This is a genomic window from Streptomyces odontotermitis (genome assembly GCF_050510915.1).
Taxonomy (GTDB): domain Bacteria; phylum Actinomycetota; class Actinomycetes; order Streptomycetales; family Streptomycetaceae; genus Streptomyces.
The window spans coordinates 62,403-78,979 of sequence record NZ_JBNJLS010000027.1 but is presented as its reverse complement, the minus strand read 5'-3'; the positions used below and the strand labels follow the sequence as shown (position 1 = coordinate 78,979).

The window sequence follows — 16,577 nt, the reverse complement described above, 5'->3', positions numbered from 1 at the left end:
CACGGTGCGGCGGGCGGCCGTAGCATTCCTGAACGACGGAGAGAGGTGACCCGGCATGGCGGACGAGTCGAGTGGGCCCAGAGACCCTTGGGCACCGCCCGAGGAGGAGCCGCGGGACCGGGTTCCCCTGGAGAAGCGGGACCCTTGGGCGCCGCCCGCGGCCGGGCCACCGGTGTCCGGCCCGCCCGTGGCCGGGCCGCCGGTCGACGGTCCGCCGGGGCCTTCCGTGCACGACCAGGCGACGATGACCTCGATGTCCGGCTTCGGGGGCGGCCCCGGCCCGGAGGCGCCCGGTGGCGAGCCCGTGCCGCCGCCACCGCTGTCACCGGACGGGCCCGGCCAGATGCCGTACGGGTATCCGGGCTACCCGGCGTATCCGGGGCAGCAGATGCAGCCGGGGCAGCCCGGTTACGGCTGGCCGGGGATGGCGATGGCCGCGCCCAGCAACGGGCTCGGGATCGCCGGGCTCGTGCTCGGGATCATCTCGGCCGTGGGCTTCTGCCTGTGGCCCATCGCCATCGTGCTCGGCATCCTCGCGGTGATCTTCGGCGCGATCGGGCGGGGCCGGTGGCGGCGGGGCGAGGCGACGAACGGCGGGCAGGCGCTGGCGGGGCTGATCTGCGGGATCGTCGGGATCCTGCTGGGTGTGGGAATGCTGGTGCTGACGATCGTGGGCGCCCTGGCCGAGGACGACGACCCGTCGTTCTCGGACTCGGACTCGGACGACGGGGGCTATTCGGCGACGCTGCTCATCGGGTAACGGGTACCTCTGCCCCGCTCCGCGGGGCTCGCCCTGTTCCCGCTCCGCGGGACTGCTCTGTTCCCCGCTCCGCGAGGCTTGCCGTGTACCCCGCTCCGCGGGGCTTGCCGTGTACCCCGCTCCGCCGGGGCGCCACCACCTCGCTCCGCGAGGTCCTCCCCGCCGCTCCGCGGCGGTCTCCCACCCGCCCACCCGGCACCCCGCGACGCGGCCTTCAGCCACCCCCCTCAGCGCACCCTCTCCCGCGCCTCCATCAACGCGAACCCCAGCAGGTTCAGGCCCCGCCAGCGCTCCGGGTCCTGGGCCCGCTCGTCGTCCGCCGCCAGGCCCACGCCCCAGACCCGGTCCAGAGGGCTCGCCTCGACCAGGACGCGGTCGCCCGTCGACACCAGGAAGGTGCGCAGCGCCTCGTCCGAGCTGAACTTGTGGACGCTGCCCTCGACCACGAGGGCGAAGCGCTCGCGCTCCCATATCGCCTCGTCGAAGCCCTGCACCAGGCGGCCCGCCTTCTTCGCCTCGGCCGGGGTGCGGGCCGTGAGGGCCGCGCGCTCCGCCTCCGCGTCGCCGAACAGGCGTGCCTTGGCCGCCATCATCCAGTGCTCCGCCGTCGCGTACTCCACGCCGTCCGCCGTGAACGGCGAGGGCCACCACTGGCTCAGGCAGCTCGCCCCCAGCTCGCCGTCCGCGCGCGGGCGGTGCCCCCAGAAACACAGATACTTCACAGGCCGCCCGCCCGGGGCCGCCCCGGCCGCCGAGGCCGGATCCGCTCGCAGGGCCGCCACCAACTCATCGCGTGTGCGCACGCCGTCCAAGATCCCCATGACACGCGAGTCTGGCACGCACCACTGACACTCCGTCCTGGGTTTTCCAGGACGACTCGACACCTGGTCGACAGATTCCGTCGCGTAACCAAAAGGCAACAACGGAATCACTTGTTGGCCTATCAGTGCTCTGTCAGGATCGTCACTCAAATCGATCTGGAGCTACGCCGACCCCCTGTGGGGGCTCCCTGGGCGGGGAGAGCGGCGGAGGAGAGCGCATGCACAACTTCCAGGCGCAGGACCACTTCGCGGACGGCGCGCAGTACATCGCCGGGCGGCTGACCAAGGGGACCTCGGGCACCACCCACGCGGTCGTCGACCCGGCCACGGGCGACGACGTCCACACGTACGAACTGGCGGGAACGGACGACGTCGACGCCGCCGTCGCTGCGGCCGCCGAGGCGTTTCCCGGCTGGGCCGGGGCCACCCCCGGCGAGCGCTCCGACGCGATGCACCGCTTCGCCGCCGTGCTCGGCGCGCGCGCCGAGGAGTTCGCGCAGGCCGAGTCCCTCCAGTGCGGCAAGCCGATCAAGCTGAGCCGTGAGTTCGACGTCCCCGGCACCGTCGACAACACGGCCTTCTTCGCGGGGGCCGCCCGGCATCTGCAGGGCCAGTCCGCCGGTGAGTACAGCGGCGACCACACCTCGTACGTGCGGCGCGAGCCGATCGGTGTCGTCGGGTCCATCGCGCCCTGGAACTACCCGCTCCAGATGGCCGCCTGGAAGGTCCTCCCGGCGATCGCCGCGGGCAACACCATCGTCCTCAAGCCCGCCGAGCTGACCCCCTTCACCTCCCTGCTGTTCGCGCAGGCCGCCACCGAGGCGGGCATCCCGGACGGTGTCGTCAACATCGTCTCGGGGGCGGGACGCGACGCCGGTGAGCACCTCGTCGGGCACCCGGACGTCGCCATGACCTCCTTCACCGGGTCCACCGGCGTCGGCAAGCGGGTCGCCGAGATCGCCACCGCCACCGTGAAGCGCCTCCACCTCGAACTCGGCGGCAAGGCGCCCTTCGTGGTCTTCGACGACGCCGACCTGGAGGCCGCCGTGCACGGCGCCGTCGCGGGCGCGCTCATCAACACCGGGCAGGACTGCACGGCCGCCACGCGCGCGTACGTCCAACGCCCGCTGTACGACGCCTTCGTGGAGGGCGTCGCCGCGCTCATGGAGAGCGTCCGGCTCGGTGACCCCTTCGACCCGAGCACCGACCTCGGGCCGCTGATCTCGCACGCGCACCGCGACCGCGTCGCCGGATTCGTCGACCGGGCCCGCTCCTACGCGCGCGTGGTCACCGGCGGCGAGGCGCTCCAGCACCCCGGCGCCTTCTACAAGCCCACGCTCATCGCCGACGCCGCGCAGGACAGCGAGATCGTGCAGAGCGAGATCTTCGGCCCGGTCCTCGTGGTGCTGCCCTTCGACAGTGACGACGAGGGCATCCGCCTCGCCAACGACACCCCGTACGGGCTCGCCGCCTCCGCCTGGAGCCGCGACGTGTTCCGCGCAGGCCGCGCGACGCGGGAGATCAAGGCCGGGTGCGTGTGGGTCAACGACCACATCCCGATCCTCAGCGAGATGCCGCACGGCGGCTACAAGGCGTCCGGCTACGGAAAGGACATGTCCGCCTACTCCTTCGAGGAGTACACGCAGGTCAAGCACGTCATGTTCGACAACACCGCGGTCGCCCGAAAGGACTGGCACCGCACGATCTTCGGGGACCGATAGCCGACAAGTCGCGACGGGGTGCCGAGCCGCGTGACCGACGGCCCGGCACTCGCGACTGAACCCTCCCGAAAGGGCAGTCACCGCATGGAGCACCACGAGCCCGACCGCACGAGCCGTCGTACCCTGCTGCGTGCCTCCGCCGGCGGCGCGTTCGCCGTCGCCGGACTGGGCGGCCTCAGCGCCTGCGGCATCCCCGCGGCCGGCCAGGGCAAGGGCGGGGTCGCCGCCGACGACCACTCCGGCGACGAGAAGCGCGTCACCTTCTCCAACTGGACCGAGTACATGGACGTCGACAAGAAGAAGCGGCACCCCACCCTGGACGCGTTCTTCGCGCGCACCGGGATCCAGGTCAAGTACACCGAGGACATCAACGACAACAACGACTTCTTCGGGAAGATCCAGCAGCAGTTGAAGAGCGGCCAGGACACCGGCCGCGACCTCATCTGCGTCACCGACTGGCTCGCCGCCCGGCTCATCCGCTTCGGGTGGGTCCAGAAACTGGATCCGTCCAACCTGCCGCACGCGTACGCGAATCTGTCCCCCCAGTTCCGTTCCCCCGACTGGGACCCGGGCCGCGCCTACTCGTACCCCTGGACGGGCATCTCCACGGTCATCGCCTACAACAAGAAGGCGACCGACGGCGAGAAGATCACCTCTGTCTCGCAGCTCCTGGACAACCCCAGGCTCAAGGGGCGCGTCGGCTTCCTCTCCGAGATGCGCGACACGGTCGGCATGACGCTGCTCGACCTCGGCAAGGACCCCGGGAAGTTCACCGACGACGACTTCGACGCGGCGATCGCCCGCCTCCAGAAGGCCGTCGACAAGAAGCAGATACGCCGCTTCACCGGCAACGACTACACCGCCGACCTCGACAAGGGCGACCTCGCCGCCTGTCTGGCCTGGGCCGGCGACGTCGTCCAGCTCAAGATCGACAACCCCGACATCGAGTTCGCCATCCCGGACAGCGGCTACCTCACCTCGACGGACAACCTCCTGATCCCCAACAAGGCGCGCCACAAGCGCAATGCCGAGCGGCTCATCGACTACTACTACGAGCCGAAGCCGGCCGCCCGCCTCGCCGCGTACATCAACTACGTGTGCCCCGTGGACGGAGTGCGCGAGGAGCTCGCGAAGCTCGACAAGAAGGCGGCACACAACCCGCTGATCATCCCCGACAAGGAGATGGCCGCGAAGTCCCACGGCTTCCGCTCCCTCACGCCGAAGCAGGAGTCGGCGTACGAGGAGAAGTTCGCGAAGCTCACCGGTTCCTGACCCGCCCGGGCGCCCCCACCGCCTCTGCCCCGCCCCGCCCCCGCAGGCCCCCCCTCGACCCCTGGACGCACCATGACGACGACAGAACACGGCGGCGACGTACGCCTCACCGGGATCAGCAAGACATACGGCTCCTTCACGGCCGTCCACCCGCTCGATCTCACCGTGCCGCAGGGCTCCTTCTTCGCCCTCCTGGGTGCGTCGGGCTGCGGCAAGACCACGACACTCCGCATGATCGCGGGACTTGAGGAGCCGAGCTCCGGGACCGTCCGCCTCGGCGAACAGGACGTCACCGGTCTTCCGCCGTACAAGCGGCCGGTGAACACCGTCTTCCAGTCGTACGCGCTCTTCCCGCACCTCGACATCTTCGAGAACGTCGCCTTCGGTCTGCGCCGGCGCGGCATCAAGTCGGTGAAGAAGCAGGTCGAGGAGATGCTCGACCTCGTCCAGCTCGGCGAGCAGGCGCGCAAGAAGCCGCACCAGCTCTCCGGCGGCCAGCAGCAGCGCGTCGCCGTCGCCCGCGCCCTGATCAACCACCCCAAGGTGCTGCTCCTCGACGAGCCGCTCGGCGCCCTCGACCTCAAGCTGCGCCGCCAGATGCAGCTCGAACTCAAGCGCATCCAGACGGAGGTGGGCATCACCTTCGTGCATGTCACGCACGACCAGGAGGAGGCCATGACCATGGCCGACACGGTCGCCGTGATGAACGCGGGCCGCGTCGAGCAGCTCGGCGCCCCCGCCGACCTCTACGAGAACCCGCGCACCACGTTCGTCGCCAACTTCCTCGGCACCTCCAACTTCATCGAGGCGGACATCGACGCGAAGAGCGGCGACGACCTCGTACTGAAGGCGGGGGACGGCAAGCTGGTGCTCCCCGCGGCCCGATGTACCGCCCCCACCGCCACCGGCGGCAAGGTCCTCGTCGGCGTCCGCCCCGAGAAGATCTCCCTCACGCACGCCGACGACGCGGGCGGGATACCCGCCGGGCGCAACCGCATCACCGGCCGCATCGCCGACTCCAGCTTCATCGGCGTCTCCACCCAGTACGTCGTCGACAGCCCGCTGTGCGACTCCTTCGAGGTGTACGCCCAGAACATCGAGCGCGACACCCGCCTCGTCCCCGGCGCCGAGGTCGTCCTGCACTGGAACCCCGCGCACACCTTCGGCCTCGACGCGGCGCAGGATGCCGACGCGGGCGTGGAGAAGGTCGAGGAGGACCCGGCCGCATGACGACGACCCCACTGGCCGACGCACCCCCGGCCGCCCCCGAACCGGGCCCCGAGAAGGCCCCCCGCAAACCCCGCAGGCGCGGCCGCCTCGTCCCCTACTGGCTGCTGCTTCCCGGCATCCTGTGGCTGCTCGTCTTCTTCGCGCTGCCGCTGGTCTACCAGGCGTCGACGTCCGTCCAGACGGGCTCCCTCGAAGAGGGCTACAAGGTCACCTGGCACTTCGCCACCTACTGGGACGCGGCGGTCGAGTACTGGCCGCAGTTCCTGCGCTCCGTGCTGTACGCGGGCTGCGCCACCGCGCTGTGCCTGCTGCTCGGCTATCCGCTGGCGTACCTCATCGCGTTCCGCGCGGGCCGCTGGCGCAACCTCATCCTCGTCCTGGTCATCGCGCCGTTCTTCACCAGCTTCCTCATCCGCACGCTGGCCTGGAAGACGATCCTCGCGGACGGCGGCCCGGTCGTCGGCGCCCTCAACTCGCTGCACATCCTGGACGTCACGAGCTGGCTCGGCGCCACCGACGGCGACCGGGTCCTCGCCACCCCGCTCGCGGTGGTCTGCGGACTCACGTACAACTTCCTGCCGTTCATGATCCTGCCGCTCTACACGTCGCTCGAACGCATCGACGGGCGGCTGCACGAGGCGGCGGGCGACCTCTACGCCAAGCCGTCCACGACCTTCCGCAAGGTGACGTTCCCGCTCTCCATGCCGGGCGTCGTCTCCGGCACCCTGCTCACCTTCATCCCGGCGGCGGGCGACTACGTCAACGCCGATCTGCTCGGCTCCACCGACACACGCATGGTCGGCAACGTCATCCAGACGCAATTCCTGCGCATTCTGGATTACCCGACGGCCGCCGCGCTCTCCTTCATCCTGATGGCCGCGATCCTCTTCATGGTCACCTTCTACATCCGCAAGTCCGGGACGGAGGATCTCGTCTGATGGCGCTCGTACGCTGGTTCCGGCGCAATCTCGTGGTGATAGCGGGACTTCTGACGCTCGCTTATCTGCTCCTTCCGAACGTGATCGTGACGGTCTTCTCCTTCAACAAGCCGAAGGGCCGCTTCAATTACGCCTGGCAGGAATTCTCGCTCGACGCCTGGAAGAATCCCTGCGGCGTCGCCGACATGTGCGGATCGCTCTCGCTCAGCCTGCAGATCGCGGCGTGGGCGACGCTCGGCGCGACCGCGCTCGGCACGATGATCGCCTTCGCGCTCGTCCGCTACCGCTTCCGCGCGCGCGGCGCCGTGAACTCGCTGATCTTCCTGCCGATGGCGATGCCCGAGGTCGTGATGGCCGCCTCGCTGCTCACGCTCTTCCTCAACATGGGCGCCCAGCTGGGCTTCTGGACGATCCTCATCGCCCACATCATGTTCTGCCTGAGCTTCGTGGTGACCGCCGTCAAGGCGCGCGTGATGTCGATGGACCCGCGTCTGGAGCAGGCGGCACAGGACCTGTACGCGGGGCCGGTGCAGACCTTCGTCCGGGTGACGCTGCCGATCGCCGCCCCCGGAATCGCGGCGGGCGCACTCCTCGCCTTCGCGCTCTCCTTCGACGACTTCATCATCACGAACTTCAACGCGGGCTCCACTGTGACGTTCCCCATGTTCGTCTGGGGATCCGCGCAGCGGGGCACGCCCGTTCAAATCAATGTGATCGGTACCGCGATGTTCCTCGTCGCCGTTCTCCTGGTGGTCGGCGGAATGCTGATCAGCAGGCGCCGCAACAAGCAAGCCCCATAGGCATTCTGCAAGCACCACAGGCTTTCTGAAGGAGTTGGAAATCATGGCCCCAAGTGCCATGACCCCTTGGACCACTTCTCTCGCCGACGCCCAGCCGGTGTCCTTCTGGCTGGACGACCCCGGCAAGCCGCACCCCGAGCCCGCCCTCACCGGCGACGAGCAGTGCGATCTGCTCGTCGTCGGCGGCGGCTACAGCGGACTGTGGAGCGCGCTCATCGCCAAGGAGCGCGACCCGCACCGCGACGTGGTGCTCCTGGAGGGGCGCGAGACGGGCTGGGCCGCCTCCGGCCGCAACGGCGGATTCTGCGCCGCGTCCCTCACTCACGGCTTCGGCAACGGCCTGGCCCGCTGGCCCGGTGAGATCGAGCGCCTGGAGGAGCTCGGCGCCCGCAACCTCGACGAGATCGAGGCCGCCGTCAAGCGCTACTCCATCGACTGCGACTTCGAGCGCACCGGCGAGATCGACGTCGCCACCCAGCCCCACCAGCTCGACGAACTCCACGAGATGTACGAGGAGATGGCCGCACTCGGCCTCGCCGGAGGCAGCGAGCTCCTGGACGCGGAGCAGCTGCGCGCGCACGTCGACTCGCCGACCTTCCTCGGCGGTCTCTGGGACCGCGAGGGCGTCGCCATGCTGCACCCGGCGAAGCTGGCCTGGGGCCTCAAGCGGGCCTGCATGGCGGCGGGCGTCCGCTTCTACGAGCACACGCCGGCCCTCCAACTCGCCCGCTCCGGCGGGGGGATGGCCGTCCGTACCCCCTACGGCCGGGTCTTCGCCCGCCAGGTGGCGCTCGCCACGAACATCTTCCCGTCGCTGGTCAAGCGCGTGCGCGCGTACACCGTCCCGGTCTACGACTACGCCCTGATGACCGAGCCGCTCACCGACGAGCAGCTGGCCGCCATCGGCTGGCGGGGCCGCCAGGGCCTCGGCGACTCGGCCAACCAGTTCCACTACTTCCGCCTCTCCGCCGACAACCGCATCCTGTGGGGCGGTTACGACGCGATCTACCCGTACGGCGGCAAGGTCCGCGCCGAGTACGACCACCGCCCCGAGACCTACGCCAAGCTCGCCGGGCACTTCTTCACCTGCTTCCCGCAGCTGGAGGGCGTCCGCTTCACGCACGCGTGGGGCGGCGCGATCGACACCTGCTCGCGCTTCTCGGCCTTCTTCGGCACCGCGCACCAGGGGCGCGTCGCGTACGCGGCGGGCTACACCGGCCTCGGCGTCGGGGCCACCCGCTTCGGGGCCGACGTGATGCTGGACCTGCTGTCGGGGGAGCGCACCGAGCGCACCTCGCTGGAGATGGTGCGCACGAAGCCGCTGCCGTTCCCGCCGGAGCCGTTCGCGTGGGCGGGCGTCGCCCTGACGAAGTGGTCCCTCGCCCGTGCCGACGAGAACGGCGGCCGCCGCAACGTCTGGCTCAAGGCGATGGACAAGGCGGGCCTGGGCTTCGACAGCTGATCCGGTCCGACCCGGCCCCCCCGGCGCCCTCCGGCGTACGCCGTCCCGGCCACTGTGACCCGTCGCACTACCAACAAGTAGCCGAACCCGCGTAATGATCGGGCCAGAACTCCCTCTCCCTCGTGACACGCAGTGCCGTCACACAGGAAAGGGAGGTCATGCCATGACGGGCTCGGGGACCAAATCGGCGGTCGAGTGGCTGGTTTCGGTGGCGCCGGATCCGGAGAGCTGCCGCTGGGAGTGGGAGCGCAACCCCCTCGGGGTGGCCCTGCTCCCGGCCGGCAGGCTCTGGGACGTGCTGATCCTGCCCGGCGAACTCGGCTACCCCACGCTGGACGTGCTCACCCGCTGCCTCGACCGGCCGGGGCCGGTGCTCGCCGACTTCGGGGACGAGCGGATGGGCTTCTTCGTGCCCGCCGGGACGGTCGCGCGCTGGGTCGGCACGGGCGTCCGCGGGGCCGGGAGCGGGACATGGATCGTCGTCCCGTATCCGGGGCGGACCACGGGCGGCGTCCGCTGGCTGATCCCGCCGGACGGCGCCGGCACCCTGACGGACCCGGCGCTCCTCGAACTCGCGATGCACGAGGCGGCGGCGGGGCTCGCACGGGACACGAAGGAGGTGAAGGGGAGCGACGAGGGCACCGACTGAGCTGCCGGAACCCTTGACAACTTAATTGGTCTGGACCAAGTTGGGCGCGCGCCACCCTCCAATCCCCCCATGCCCGGAGGCAGTTGTGGACCGCTCGCGCTTCAACCGTTCCCGCGCCAGACGACTCACCGTGGCCACCGCCGCGGCCCTCGCGCTCGCCTCGTCCGGCCTGCTGGCCACCACCGACGCGGCCGCGCGTGACGACTCCGCGCCGGTTTCCGCCGTGGCGCGCGCTTCTTCCGCGGCGCCCGCTTCTCCCGTGGCCGCGGGCCACACCCTCGTCGGCTATCTCCACACCAGCTTCGCCAACGGGTCCGGCTACACGCGCCTCGCCGACGTCCCCGACAGCTGGGACATCATCGACCTCGCCTTCGGCGAACCGACCTCGGCGACCTCGGGCGACATCCGCTTCGGCCTCTGCCCCAAGACCGAGTGCCCGAACGTGGAGACCAAGGACGAGTTCAAGGCGGCCGTGAAGGCCAAGCAGGCGCAGGGCAAGAAGGTGCTCATCTCCATCGGCGGCCAGAACGGCCAGGTGCAGCTGACCACCACTGCGGCGCGCGACGCCTTCGTCTCCTCCGTCTCCGCGATCATCGACGAGTACGGGCTCGACGGCCTGGACATCGACTTCGAGGGCCACTCGCTCTCGCTGAACGCCGACGACACGGACTTCAAGAACCCGAAGACCCCGGCGATCGTGAACCTGATCTCGGCGGTCAAGTCCCTGAAGGCCAAGTACGGTTCGGGCTTCACGCTCACGATGGCGCCGGAGACCTTCTTCGTGCAGCTCGGCTACCAGTACTACGGCACCGGCAAGTGGGGCGGCCAGGACCCGCGCGCAGGCGCCTACCTCCCGGTGATCCACGCCCTGCGCGACGACCTCACGCTGCTGCACGTCCAGGACTACAACTCCGGCCCCATCATGGGCCTGGACAACCAGTACCACTCCATGGGCGGCGCGGACTTCCACATCGCGATGACGGACATGCTGCTCACCGGCTTCCCGGTCGCGGGCGACACCAACAACGTCTTCCCGCCGCTGCCGCCCGAGAAGGTCGCCATCGGCATGCCCGCCTCCACCAACGCGGGCAACGGCCACGTCGCCCCCGCCGAGGTGAACAAGGCCCTGAACTGCCTCACCAAGAAGACCGACTGCGGCTCCTACCAGCCCCACGGCACCTGGCCCGGACTCGCCGGCCTGATGACGTGGTCGATCAACTGGGACCGCTACAGCAGCTGGGAGTTCCAGAAGAACTTCGACCAGTACTTCGGCCGATCCGCCGGCTGAACGCCGCCGGATGCGGTTCCCTGTGTGGCATGACCACGACGAGGAACCCGAAGAGCAGAAGACACGTGCTGTCGGCCGCGGTCCTGACCGCGGCCCTCGCCCTCACCGGCACCCTCACCGCCTCGGCGGCGCCCGGCCCCACGGGCGCCGCCGCTTCCCGGCAGGCCACCCCGGACGACCCGTTCGAGCCGGGCCCGCACCACCGCCTCCTCGACCCGCTGGCCGGAAAGTGGAAGGCGGTCAAGACCAACTGGCTGCTCGGCCACGACGGCGAGCCGGTCGTCTCCCGCGACATCACGGTGCGCACCCGCTGGCTCAAGAAGACCGGCGGCCGCTTCATGGAGGAGAGGACCGAGGGCACCCTGGCCGGGAAGCCGTACTTCCGCGTCGGCGTCCTGGGCTACTCGAACATCGACCGGCGCTACGAGTGGACCACCTTCGACAGCGTCACGCCCACCGCGATGACCTACCGCGGCGCCCCGGACAGCGGCACCGCCAAGGTGATCTCGATTCCCGGCGAGTTCACCGACCCGGGCATCCTCGGCCCCGAGAACAAGGGCAAGAAGATCCCGATGCGCACCGAGTTCCGCATCCGCTCCCACGACCGGCACACGGTCGACCTCTTCTTCACGCCGCCCGGTCAGAAGGAGCGCCTGGTGGACCGAGTCGAGTACACGCGAGTGCCATGACCTGGAGCAGCAGCACGCACAGGCACCAGCTGGCGATGACGTCCAGCGGCCAGTGGTAGCCGCGGCGCACCAGGCCGAGCCCGATCGCGGCGTTCAACAGGACGCAGCCGATGACCAGTTCGCGCCGTAGATAGGCGCTGCGCACCCACGGCAGCAGGAGCAGCGTGCAGGCCCCGTAGGCGACGGCCGCGGTCGCCGCGTGGCCCGAGGGGTAGAAGCCGCCGTGGCCGTCCACCCCGGGCGGCCCCGGCCGGTCCACGAGGGCCTTGAGCGGGGCGACGAGGAGCGGCACCGCGGCCATGGCCAGGGCGGCGGCGACCGGTGCCGGCCACCACCGGGGCGTCCCCTCGCGCCACCCCCGCCAGGCGGTGTACGCGAGGACGGCGGCCAGCACCGGGACGGCGACCGTCATGTTGCCGAGGTCGGACAGGAACTCGGCGGCGCGGTCCGGGAGGCGGCTGTCGGCGAGCGCGCGCCCGGCCCGCTCGTCCGCGTGCCGCAGCGGGCCGTCGACGACGACCTGCCAGGTGGCGAGTGCGAAGAGGGCGGCGCAGAGGCCGAAGAGGGTGAGAAAGACAGTCGGCCATCCCGGAACAGGGGGGGTGGTTCCGGGATGGCCGACCTGATCGGGCTGCCGCGCGCCCCGGGGGGTTTGGGGCGGGCGGCCATCCGATCGGTGAGGAGTTCCGGAGCGCGAGGCTCCGGGTGTGTGCGCAATGGCACGACCAGGGCGGGGCTGGGGAGGCTCCGTCCCGGCGTCACCCACAGTCCCCTGTGGGCGGGGTGTTTCTCTCATCTGCAGAAACCGTACGGCAGGCGGCGGGGGCCCGACAGGCGGAACGGCATCCCGTCATGGGGCTCGCACACGTTCTTCACAGGCCCTGACGGTCACCCCAGGTCACGGCGTTCTCACCGCGTGGGGTCCGCACACGTCAGGGCGCGTTCCGGTGCTTGCGGAGCCGCCTCGGGCGCCGCTCGCCGTCGTGCGTCACAGGCCCGCGAGGGCGGTCTCCAGGATGTCCAGGCCCTCGTTCAGGAGGTCCTCGCCGATGACCAGCGGGGGCAGGAAGCGCAGCACGTTGCCGTAGGTGCCGCAGGTCAGGACCAGGAGGCCCTCCTGGTGGCACGCCTTGGCGAGCGCGGCGGTCGCCTCCGCGTTCGGCTCCTTGGCGGCGCGGTCCTTGACCAGCTCGATGGCGATCATGGCGCCGCGGCCCCGGATGTCGCCGATGATCTCGTGCTTCTCCGCCATGGCCGAGAGCCTGGCCTTCATGGTCGACTCGATCGCCTTGGCCCTGGCGTTGAGGTCGAGTTCCTTCATGGTCTCGATGGCGCCGAGCGCGCCCGCGCAGGCCACCGGGTTGCCGCCGTAGGTGCCGCCGAGGCCGCCCGCGTGCGCGGCGTCCATGATCTCGGCGCGGCCGGTGACGGCGGCGAGCGGAAGCCCGCCCGCGATGCCCTTGGCCGTCGTGATCAGGTCCGGGACGATGCCCTCGTCCTCACACGCGAACCACTGGCCCGTACGGCAGAAGCCGGACTGGATCTCGTCGGCGACGAAGACGATGCCGTTGGCGTTCGCGAACTTCACGATCTCCGGCAGGAAGCCCTTGGCGGGCTCGATGAAGCCGCCCTCGCCGAGGACCGGCTCGATGATGATCGCGGCGACGTTCTCGGCGCCGACCTGCTTGGAGATCATGTCGATCGCCTGGGCGGCGGCCTCGGGCCCGGCGTTCTCGGCGCCGGTCGGCCAGCGGTAGCCGTAGGCGACCGGGACGCGGTAGACCTCGGGCGCGAACGGCCCGAAGCCGTGCTTGTACGGCATGTTCTTCGCCGTCAGCGCCATCGTCAGGTTGGTGCGGCCGTGGTAGCCGTGGTCGAAGACGACGACGGCCTGGCGCTTGGTGTGGGCGCGGGCGATCTTGACGGCGTTCTCGACGGCCTCGGCGCCGGAGTTGAACAGGGCCGACTTCTTGGCGTGGTCGCCCGGCGTCAGCTCGGCGAGCTGCTCGGCGACGGCCACGTAGCCCTCGTACGGCGTGACCATGAAGCAGGTGTGGGTGAAATCGGCCAGCTGCGCCGACGCCCGGCGCACGACGGCCTCGGCGGAGGCGCCGACGGAGGTCACGGCGATGCCGGAGCCGAAGTCGATGAGGCGGTTGCCGTCGACGTCCTCGATGATGCCGCCGCCCGCACGGGCCGCGAACACGGGCAGCACCGAGCCCACGCCCCCGGCGACGGCGGCGGTCCTGCGGGCCTGCAGCTCCTGCGACTTGGGGCCGGGGATGGCGGTGACGACGCGGCGCTCCTGCGGAAGTGCGGTCATGAGGGGCTCCCTGGGGGTCGTGCGAAGGGGGGCGATGACGGTGATGACGGGGAAGACGGCGACGCGCGATCACGGGACGATACGGACGCATCGGCTTCCTTCTTCGCAGGCTAGGGGTGAGGTGGGGGAGCGGGCATGCTCCATCAGGGAGTTGTTGAGAGTGTCGGTTGTCCGCCGTGGACATAGCAGGGGCACTAGATTGACCCGCGAACCAGCAGAGCGGCAGGTCAGGGGGCAAGGGCCATGGAACCCGAAGGCACGCAGGACGCACGTGGCACACATGCCACTCCGGTGCCGCCGCCCCGGCCCGCGCGGGCGCCGGGAGAGATGGTGCCGGGGGTGTCGGGGGTACCGGGGGTGCCGCCGAGGCCGGACGGGGCCGCGTTCCTGACGTGGCTGCGGACGCCGCGGCCGAAGGCTGCACTCGGGGTGTGGCGATTCGGCCACACCGCCCGTGCTGCCGAGGAGCCCGAGACCACTCCCACGAGGCAGTTGCTGAGTGGGGCGTTGATCGCCTTCCTCGCGGGCTGGCTTGTCTGGTCATTGCTGTGGAACGGCTATCTCGGCGCGTACTGGCTGTGGCCCTACCTCTTGATCACTCCGGAGTCATGGGTGCGTCCGGGCCACAGTGGCGGAGCGGAAGTCGCGGGGGCGATTGCTCAGCGCCTGTACTACTGCATGGTCGCTGTCGGGATCATGGTCGCGGCGGGCCGTCTCGGGCGTTGGTCTGAGATCTGGCAGCGCTTTGTGAAACCTTGCCTGCAAAACCTGTCGACTCCCAAGGAAGAGGCGCAGCCCCCCGCCCCCGAAGAAGACCCCGCCCAATGGCCCCAGCTCAGGGCCGCCGGTGCCGACGCGGTGGCCGACCGGCTCGCCGCGGACGCCGGGGCCGGGCTCATGCGGGACATCGACCACGCCCGCATCGCCCGCGCCTGGGCCTCCGTGCGGGCCGGGCGCAACACGCTCGCCGCCTTCAGTGAGGCCGTGCGCCGCGACGGCGCCGCCGCCTGTGCGCACCCTTCCGGCGACCGCGACCTGCCCGCCCGCGCCGCCCGCCACGACCTGGTCACCGCGCAGGTCCGCCTCGGCCGCACCGCCGACGACCCGCGCAACCCGTACGCCTACCGGGGCGCGGGGCTCGGCATCGGCCCCGACGTCCTCGGCACGTCCCTGCTCGCCGTCGGGCCCGCGGGCTCCGGCAAGACCGGCTCCGTCGTCTGGCCGCTCGCCGAGTCGCTCTGCCTCCAGGCGCTCGCCGGGCGGGCCGCCGTCGTGGTGGTCGGCGCCGCGGGCGCGGGCCTCGGCTCCGTCGACGCGTACGACGTCGTGATCCGCCTCGGCCACCCCGAGTCCGTCTACGACCTCGACCTGTACGGCGGCGCGAGCGACCCCGACGAGGCCGCGGCCGTGCTCGCCGAGGGCCTCGTCGGCGATCTCGCCGAACCGCACCCCGGCGCCGACAGCCGCCGCTCCACGACGGTCCTCGCCCAGCTCCTCGGGCCCTTCCGCGCGGTCCACGGCCGCTTCCCCTCCGTACCGGAGCTGCGGGCCCTGCTGGAGGGCGCGCCCGGTCCGCTCGGTGCGCTCCGCAAGGCCCTCGAAGACGCCGGGCAGGACGCCATGCTCCGTGAACTCGACGCCCGTGAGCGGCAGTTGGGGCATCTCGGGGACGCGGGCGTGCTGCTCGCGGACCGGGTGGCGCTGCTCGACCGGCCCGCGTTCGCCGCGTTCTTCAACACGTCCGACGGGCCGGAGAGCGGTCGGCCGTTCTCGCTGCGCGCCCTCGACCACCCGGTGCGGGTCCGCATCGACCTGCCCGAGCGCGGGCACGCGGACGCCTCGCGGATCCTGGCCCGCCTGGTGCTCGCCCAGTTCACGTCCAGCGCCGCCGTCCGCGAGGACCGCTCGCTCTTCGCCTGCCTGGTCCTCGACGACGCGACGGGCACGATCACGCCCGAGTCGGTGCGCGCGATCCAGCGGCTGCGCTCCGCCAACGCCGGGGTCGTCCTCACCCTGCGCACCCTCGACGACGCGCCCCGGCCGCTGCGCACCCCGCTGCTCGGCGCGATCGGCTGCCGGATGGCGCTGTCCGGGCTCACCCCGTGGGACGGGCAGGACTTCGCGGAGGTCTGGGGCAAGGAGTGGACCGAGACGCGGGACGTCACCGACCGGCAGATCATCGCCGAGACCCCGCTCGGCAAGACGGTGCACGTGCTGCGCAAGGTGATCACCGGCAACCACGCGACGGCCCGCGCGGTCACCGTCCGCCAGGTCGAGCGCGAGCGCTGGTCCGCCTCCGAACTGGCGCACGGGGTGCCACCGGGCCACGCGGTGCTCTCGCTGCGCGACGTGCGCGGAGAGCACGCGCCTCCGCTCCTGGTGGACCTGCGGGGCTGAGGGGGCGTCGGTCAGCTGAACGCAGGGGACCCCGGTCAACTGTCGGCGAACGGGTACCCGGCATTCGGTCCTGTCGGCACCATACGGTGAGGCAGAATCAACACAGGTCGTTCATACGGACCGGCCAAAAGATCCACATTCCCGGGCGCCCGCCTCCACGGACGGCCGGGAACGGCACCCGGACGACCGACCCGACCCGATCCACCCGATCCACCCGCCCCACCAGC

13 protein-coding genes and 1 pseudogene are annotated in these 16,577 nt (G+C 71.0%); 11 read left to right on the top strand and 3 right to left on the bottom strand.

Annotated features, from left to right (window positions below):
- Positions 1-55: 55 nt before the first annotated feature.
- Positions 56-760, top strand: a complete 705-nt coding sequence (locus ACQB60_RS41470; protein WP_496931274.1) for a DUF4190 domain-containing protein — start codon at positions 56-58, stop codon at positions 758-760.
- A gap of 227 nt (positions 761-987) precedes the next feature.
- On the opposite strand, the gene ybiA is transcribed toward ACQB60_RS41470, so the two are convergent.
- On the bottom strand, positions 988-1,581 hold the full coding sequence (ybiA, locus tag ACQB60_RS41465; RefSeq protein WP_496931273.1) for a riboflavin biosynthesis intermediates N-glycosidase: 594 nt from the start codon (positions 1,579-1,581) through the stop codon (positions 988-990).
- A gap of 218 nt (positions 1,582-1,799) precedes the next feature.
- Between ybiA and ACQB60_RS41460 the strand changes: the two genes are divergently transcribed.
- The 9 genes and pseudogenes from ACQB60_RS41460 (at position 1,800) to ACQB60_RS41420 (ending at position 11,630) form a co-directional block, all read left to right on the top strand.
- Positions 1,800-3,302: a gamma-aminobutyraldehyde dehydrogenase gene (locus ACQB60_RS41460; protein ID WP_496931272.1), complete on the top strand. Its 1,503-nt coding sequence runs from the start codon at positions 1,800-1,802 to the stop codon at positions 3,300-3,302.
- An 84-nt stretch (positions 3,303-3,386) separates the two neighbouring features.
- The gene (locus tag ACQB60_RS41455) at positions 3,387-4,574 is read left to right on the top strand and encodes an ABC transporter substrate-binding protein (protein ID WP_496931271.1); all 1,188 of its coding nucleotides are present in this window, start codon (positions 3,387-3,389) and stop codon (positions 4,572-4,574) included.
- A 72-nt stretch (positions 4,575-4,646) separates the two neighbouring features.
- Entirely contained in the window at positions 4,647-5,804 is a 1,158-nt protein-coding gene (locus ACQB60_RS41450; protein ID WP_496931270.1) for an ABC transporter ATP-binding protein, read from the top strand.
- Positions 5,801-6,742 (top strand): ABC transporter permease, encoded by a 942-nt coding sequence (locus tag ACQB60_RS41445; RefSeq protein ID WP_496931269.1) that lies wholly within the window; start codon positions 5,801-5,803, stop codon positions 6,740-6,742. Before ACQB60_RS41450 ends, ACQB60_RS41445 begins: the two co-directional genes overlap by 4 nt.
- Positions 6,742-7,542, top strand: coding sequence for an ABC transporter permease (locus ACQB60_RS41440; protein WP_496931268.1), 801 nt, complete (start codon positions 6,742-6,744; stop codon positions 7,540-7,542). Before ACQB60_RS41445 ends, ACQB60_RS41440 begins: the two co-directional genes overlap by 1 nt.
- 43 nt (positions 7,543-7,585) lie before the next feature.
- Positions 7,586-9,004 (top strand): NAD(P)/FAD-dependent oxidoreductase, encoded by a 1,419-nt coding sequence (locus ACQB60_RS41435; RefSeq protein ID WP_496931267.1) that lies wholly within the window; start codon positions 7,586-7,588, stop codon positions 9,002-9,004.
- 163 nt (positions 9,005-9,167) lie between these two features.
- The gene (locus ACQB60_RS41430; RefSeq protein ID WP_496931266.1) at positions 9,168-9,653 is read left to right on the top strand and encodes a hypothetical protein; all 486 of its coding nucleotides are present in this window, start codon (positions 9,168-9,170) and stop codon (positions 9,651-9,653) included.
- 271 nt (positions 9,654-9,924) lie between these two features.
- Positions 9,925-10,941: pseudogene (locus ACQB60_RS41425) on the top strand (chitinase); the annotation flags it as partial.
- Positions 10,942-10,970: 29 nt separating this feature from the next.
- Positions 10,971-11,630 carry a DUF1579 family protein gene (locus ACQB60_RS41420; protein ID WP_496931265.1) on the top strand — a complete coding sequence of 220 codons (660 nt, stop codon included), beginning with the start codon at positions 10,971-10,973 and terminating at the stop codon, positions 11,628-11,630.
- On the opposite strand, the gene ACQB60_RS41415 is transcribed toward ACQB60_RS41420, so the two are convergent.
- Both ACQB60_RS41415 and gabT read right to left on the bottom strand, forming a co-directional pair.
- Entirely contained in the window at positions 11,569-12,426 is an 858-nt protein-coding gene (locus ACQB60_RS41415) for a phosphatase PAP2 family protein (protein ID WP_496931264.1), read from the bottom strand. The genes ACQB60_RS41420 and ACQB60_RS41415 overlap by 62 nt on opposite strands.
- Positions 12,427-12,618: 192 nt before the next feature.
- Positions 12,619-13,953 (bottom strand): 4-aminobutyrate--2-oxoglutarate transaminase, encoded by a 1,335-nt coding sequence (gabT, locus tag ACQB60_RS41410; RefSeq protein WP_496931263.1) that lies wholly within the window; start codon positions 13,951-13,953, stop codon positions 12,619-12,621.
- A 243-nt stretch (positions 13,954-14,196) separates the two neighbouring features.
- Between gabT and ACQB60_RS41405 the strand changes: the two genes are divergently transcribed.
- Positions 14,197-16,350: a type IV secretory system conjugative DNA transfer family protein gene (locus ACQB60_RS41405; RefSeq protein WP_496931262.1), complete on the top strand. Its 2,154-nt coding sequence runs from the start codon at positions 14,197-14,199 to the stop codon at positions 16,348-16,350.
- The last annotated feature ends 227 nt before the right edge of the window (positions 16,351-16,577 follow it).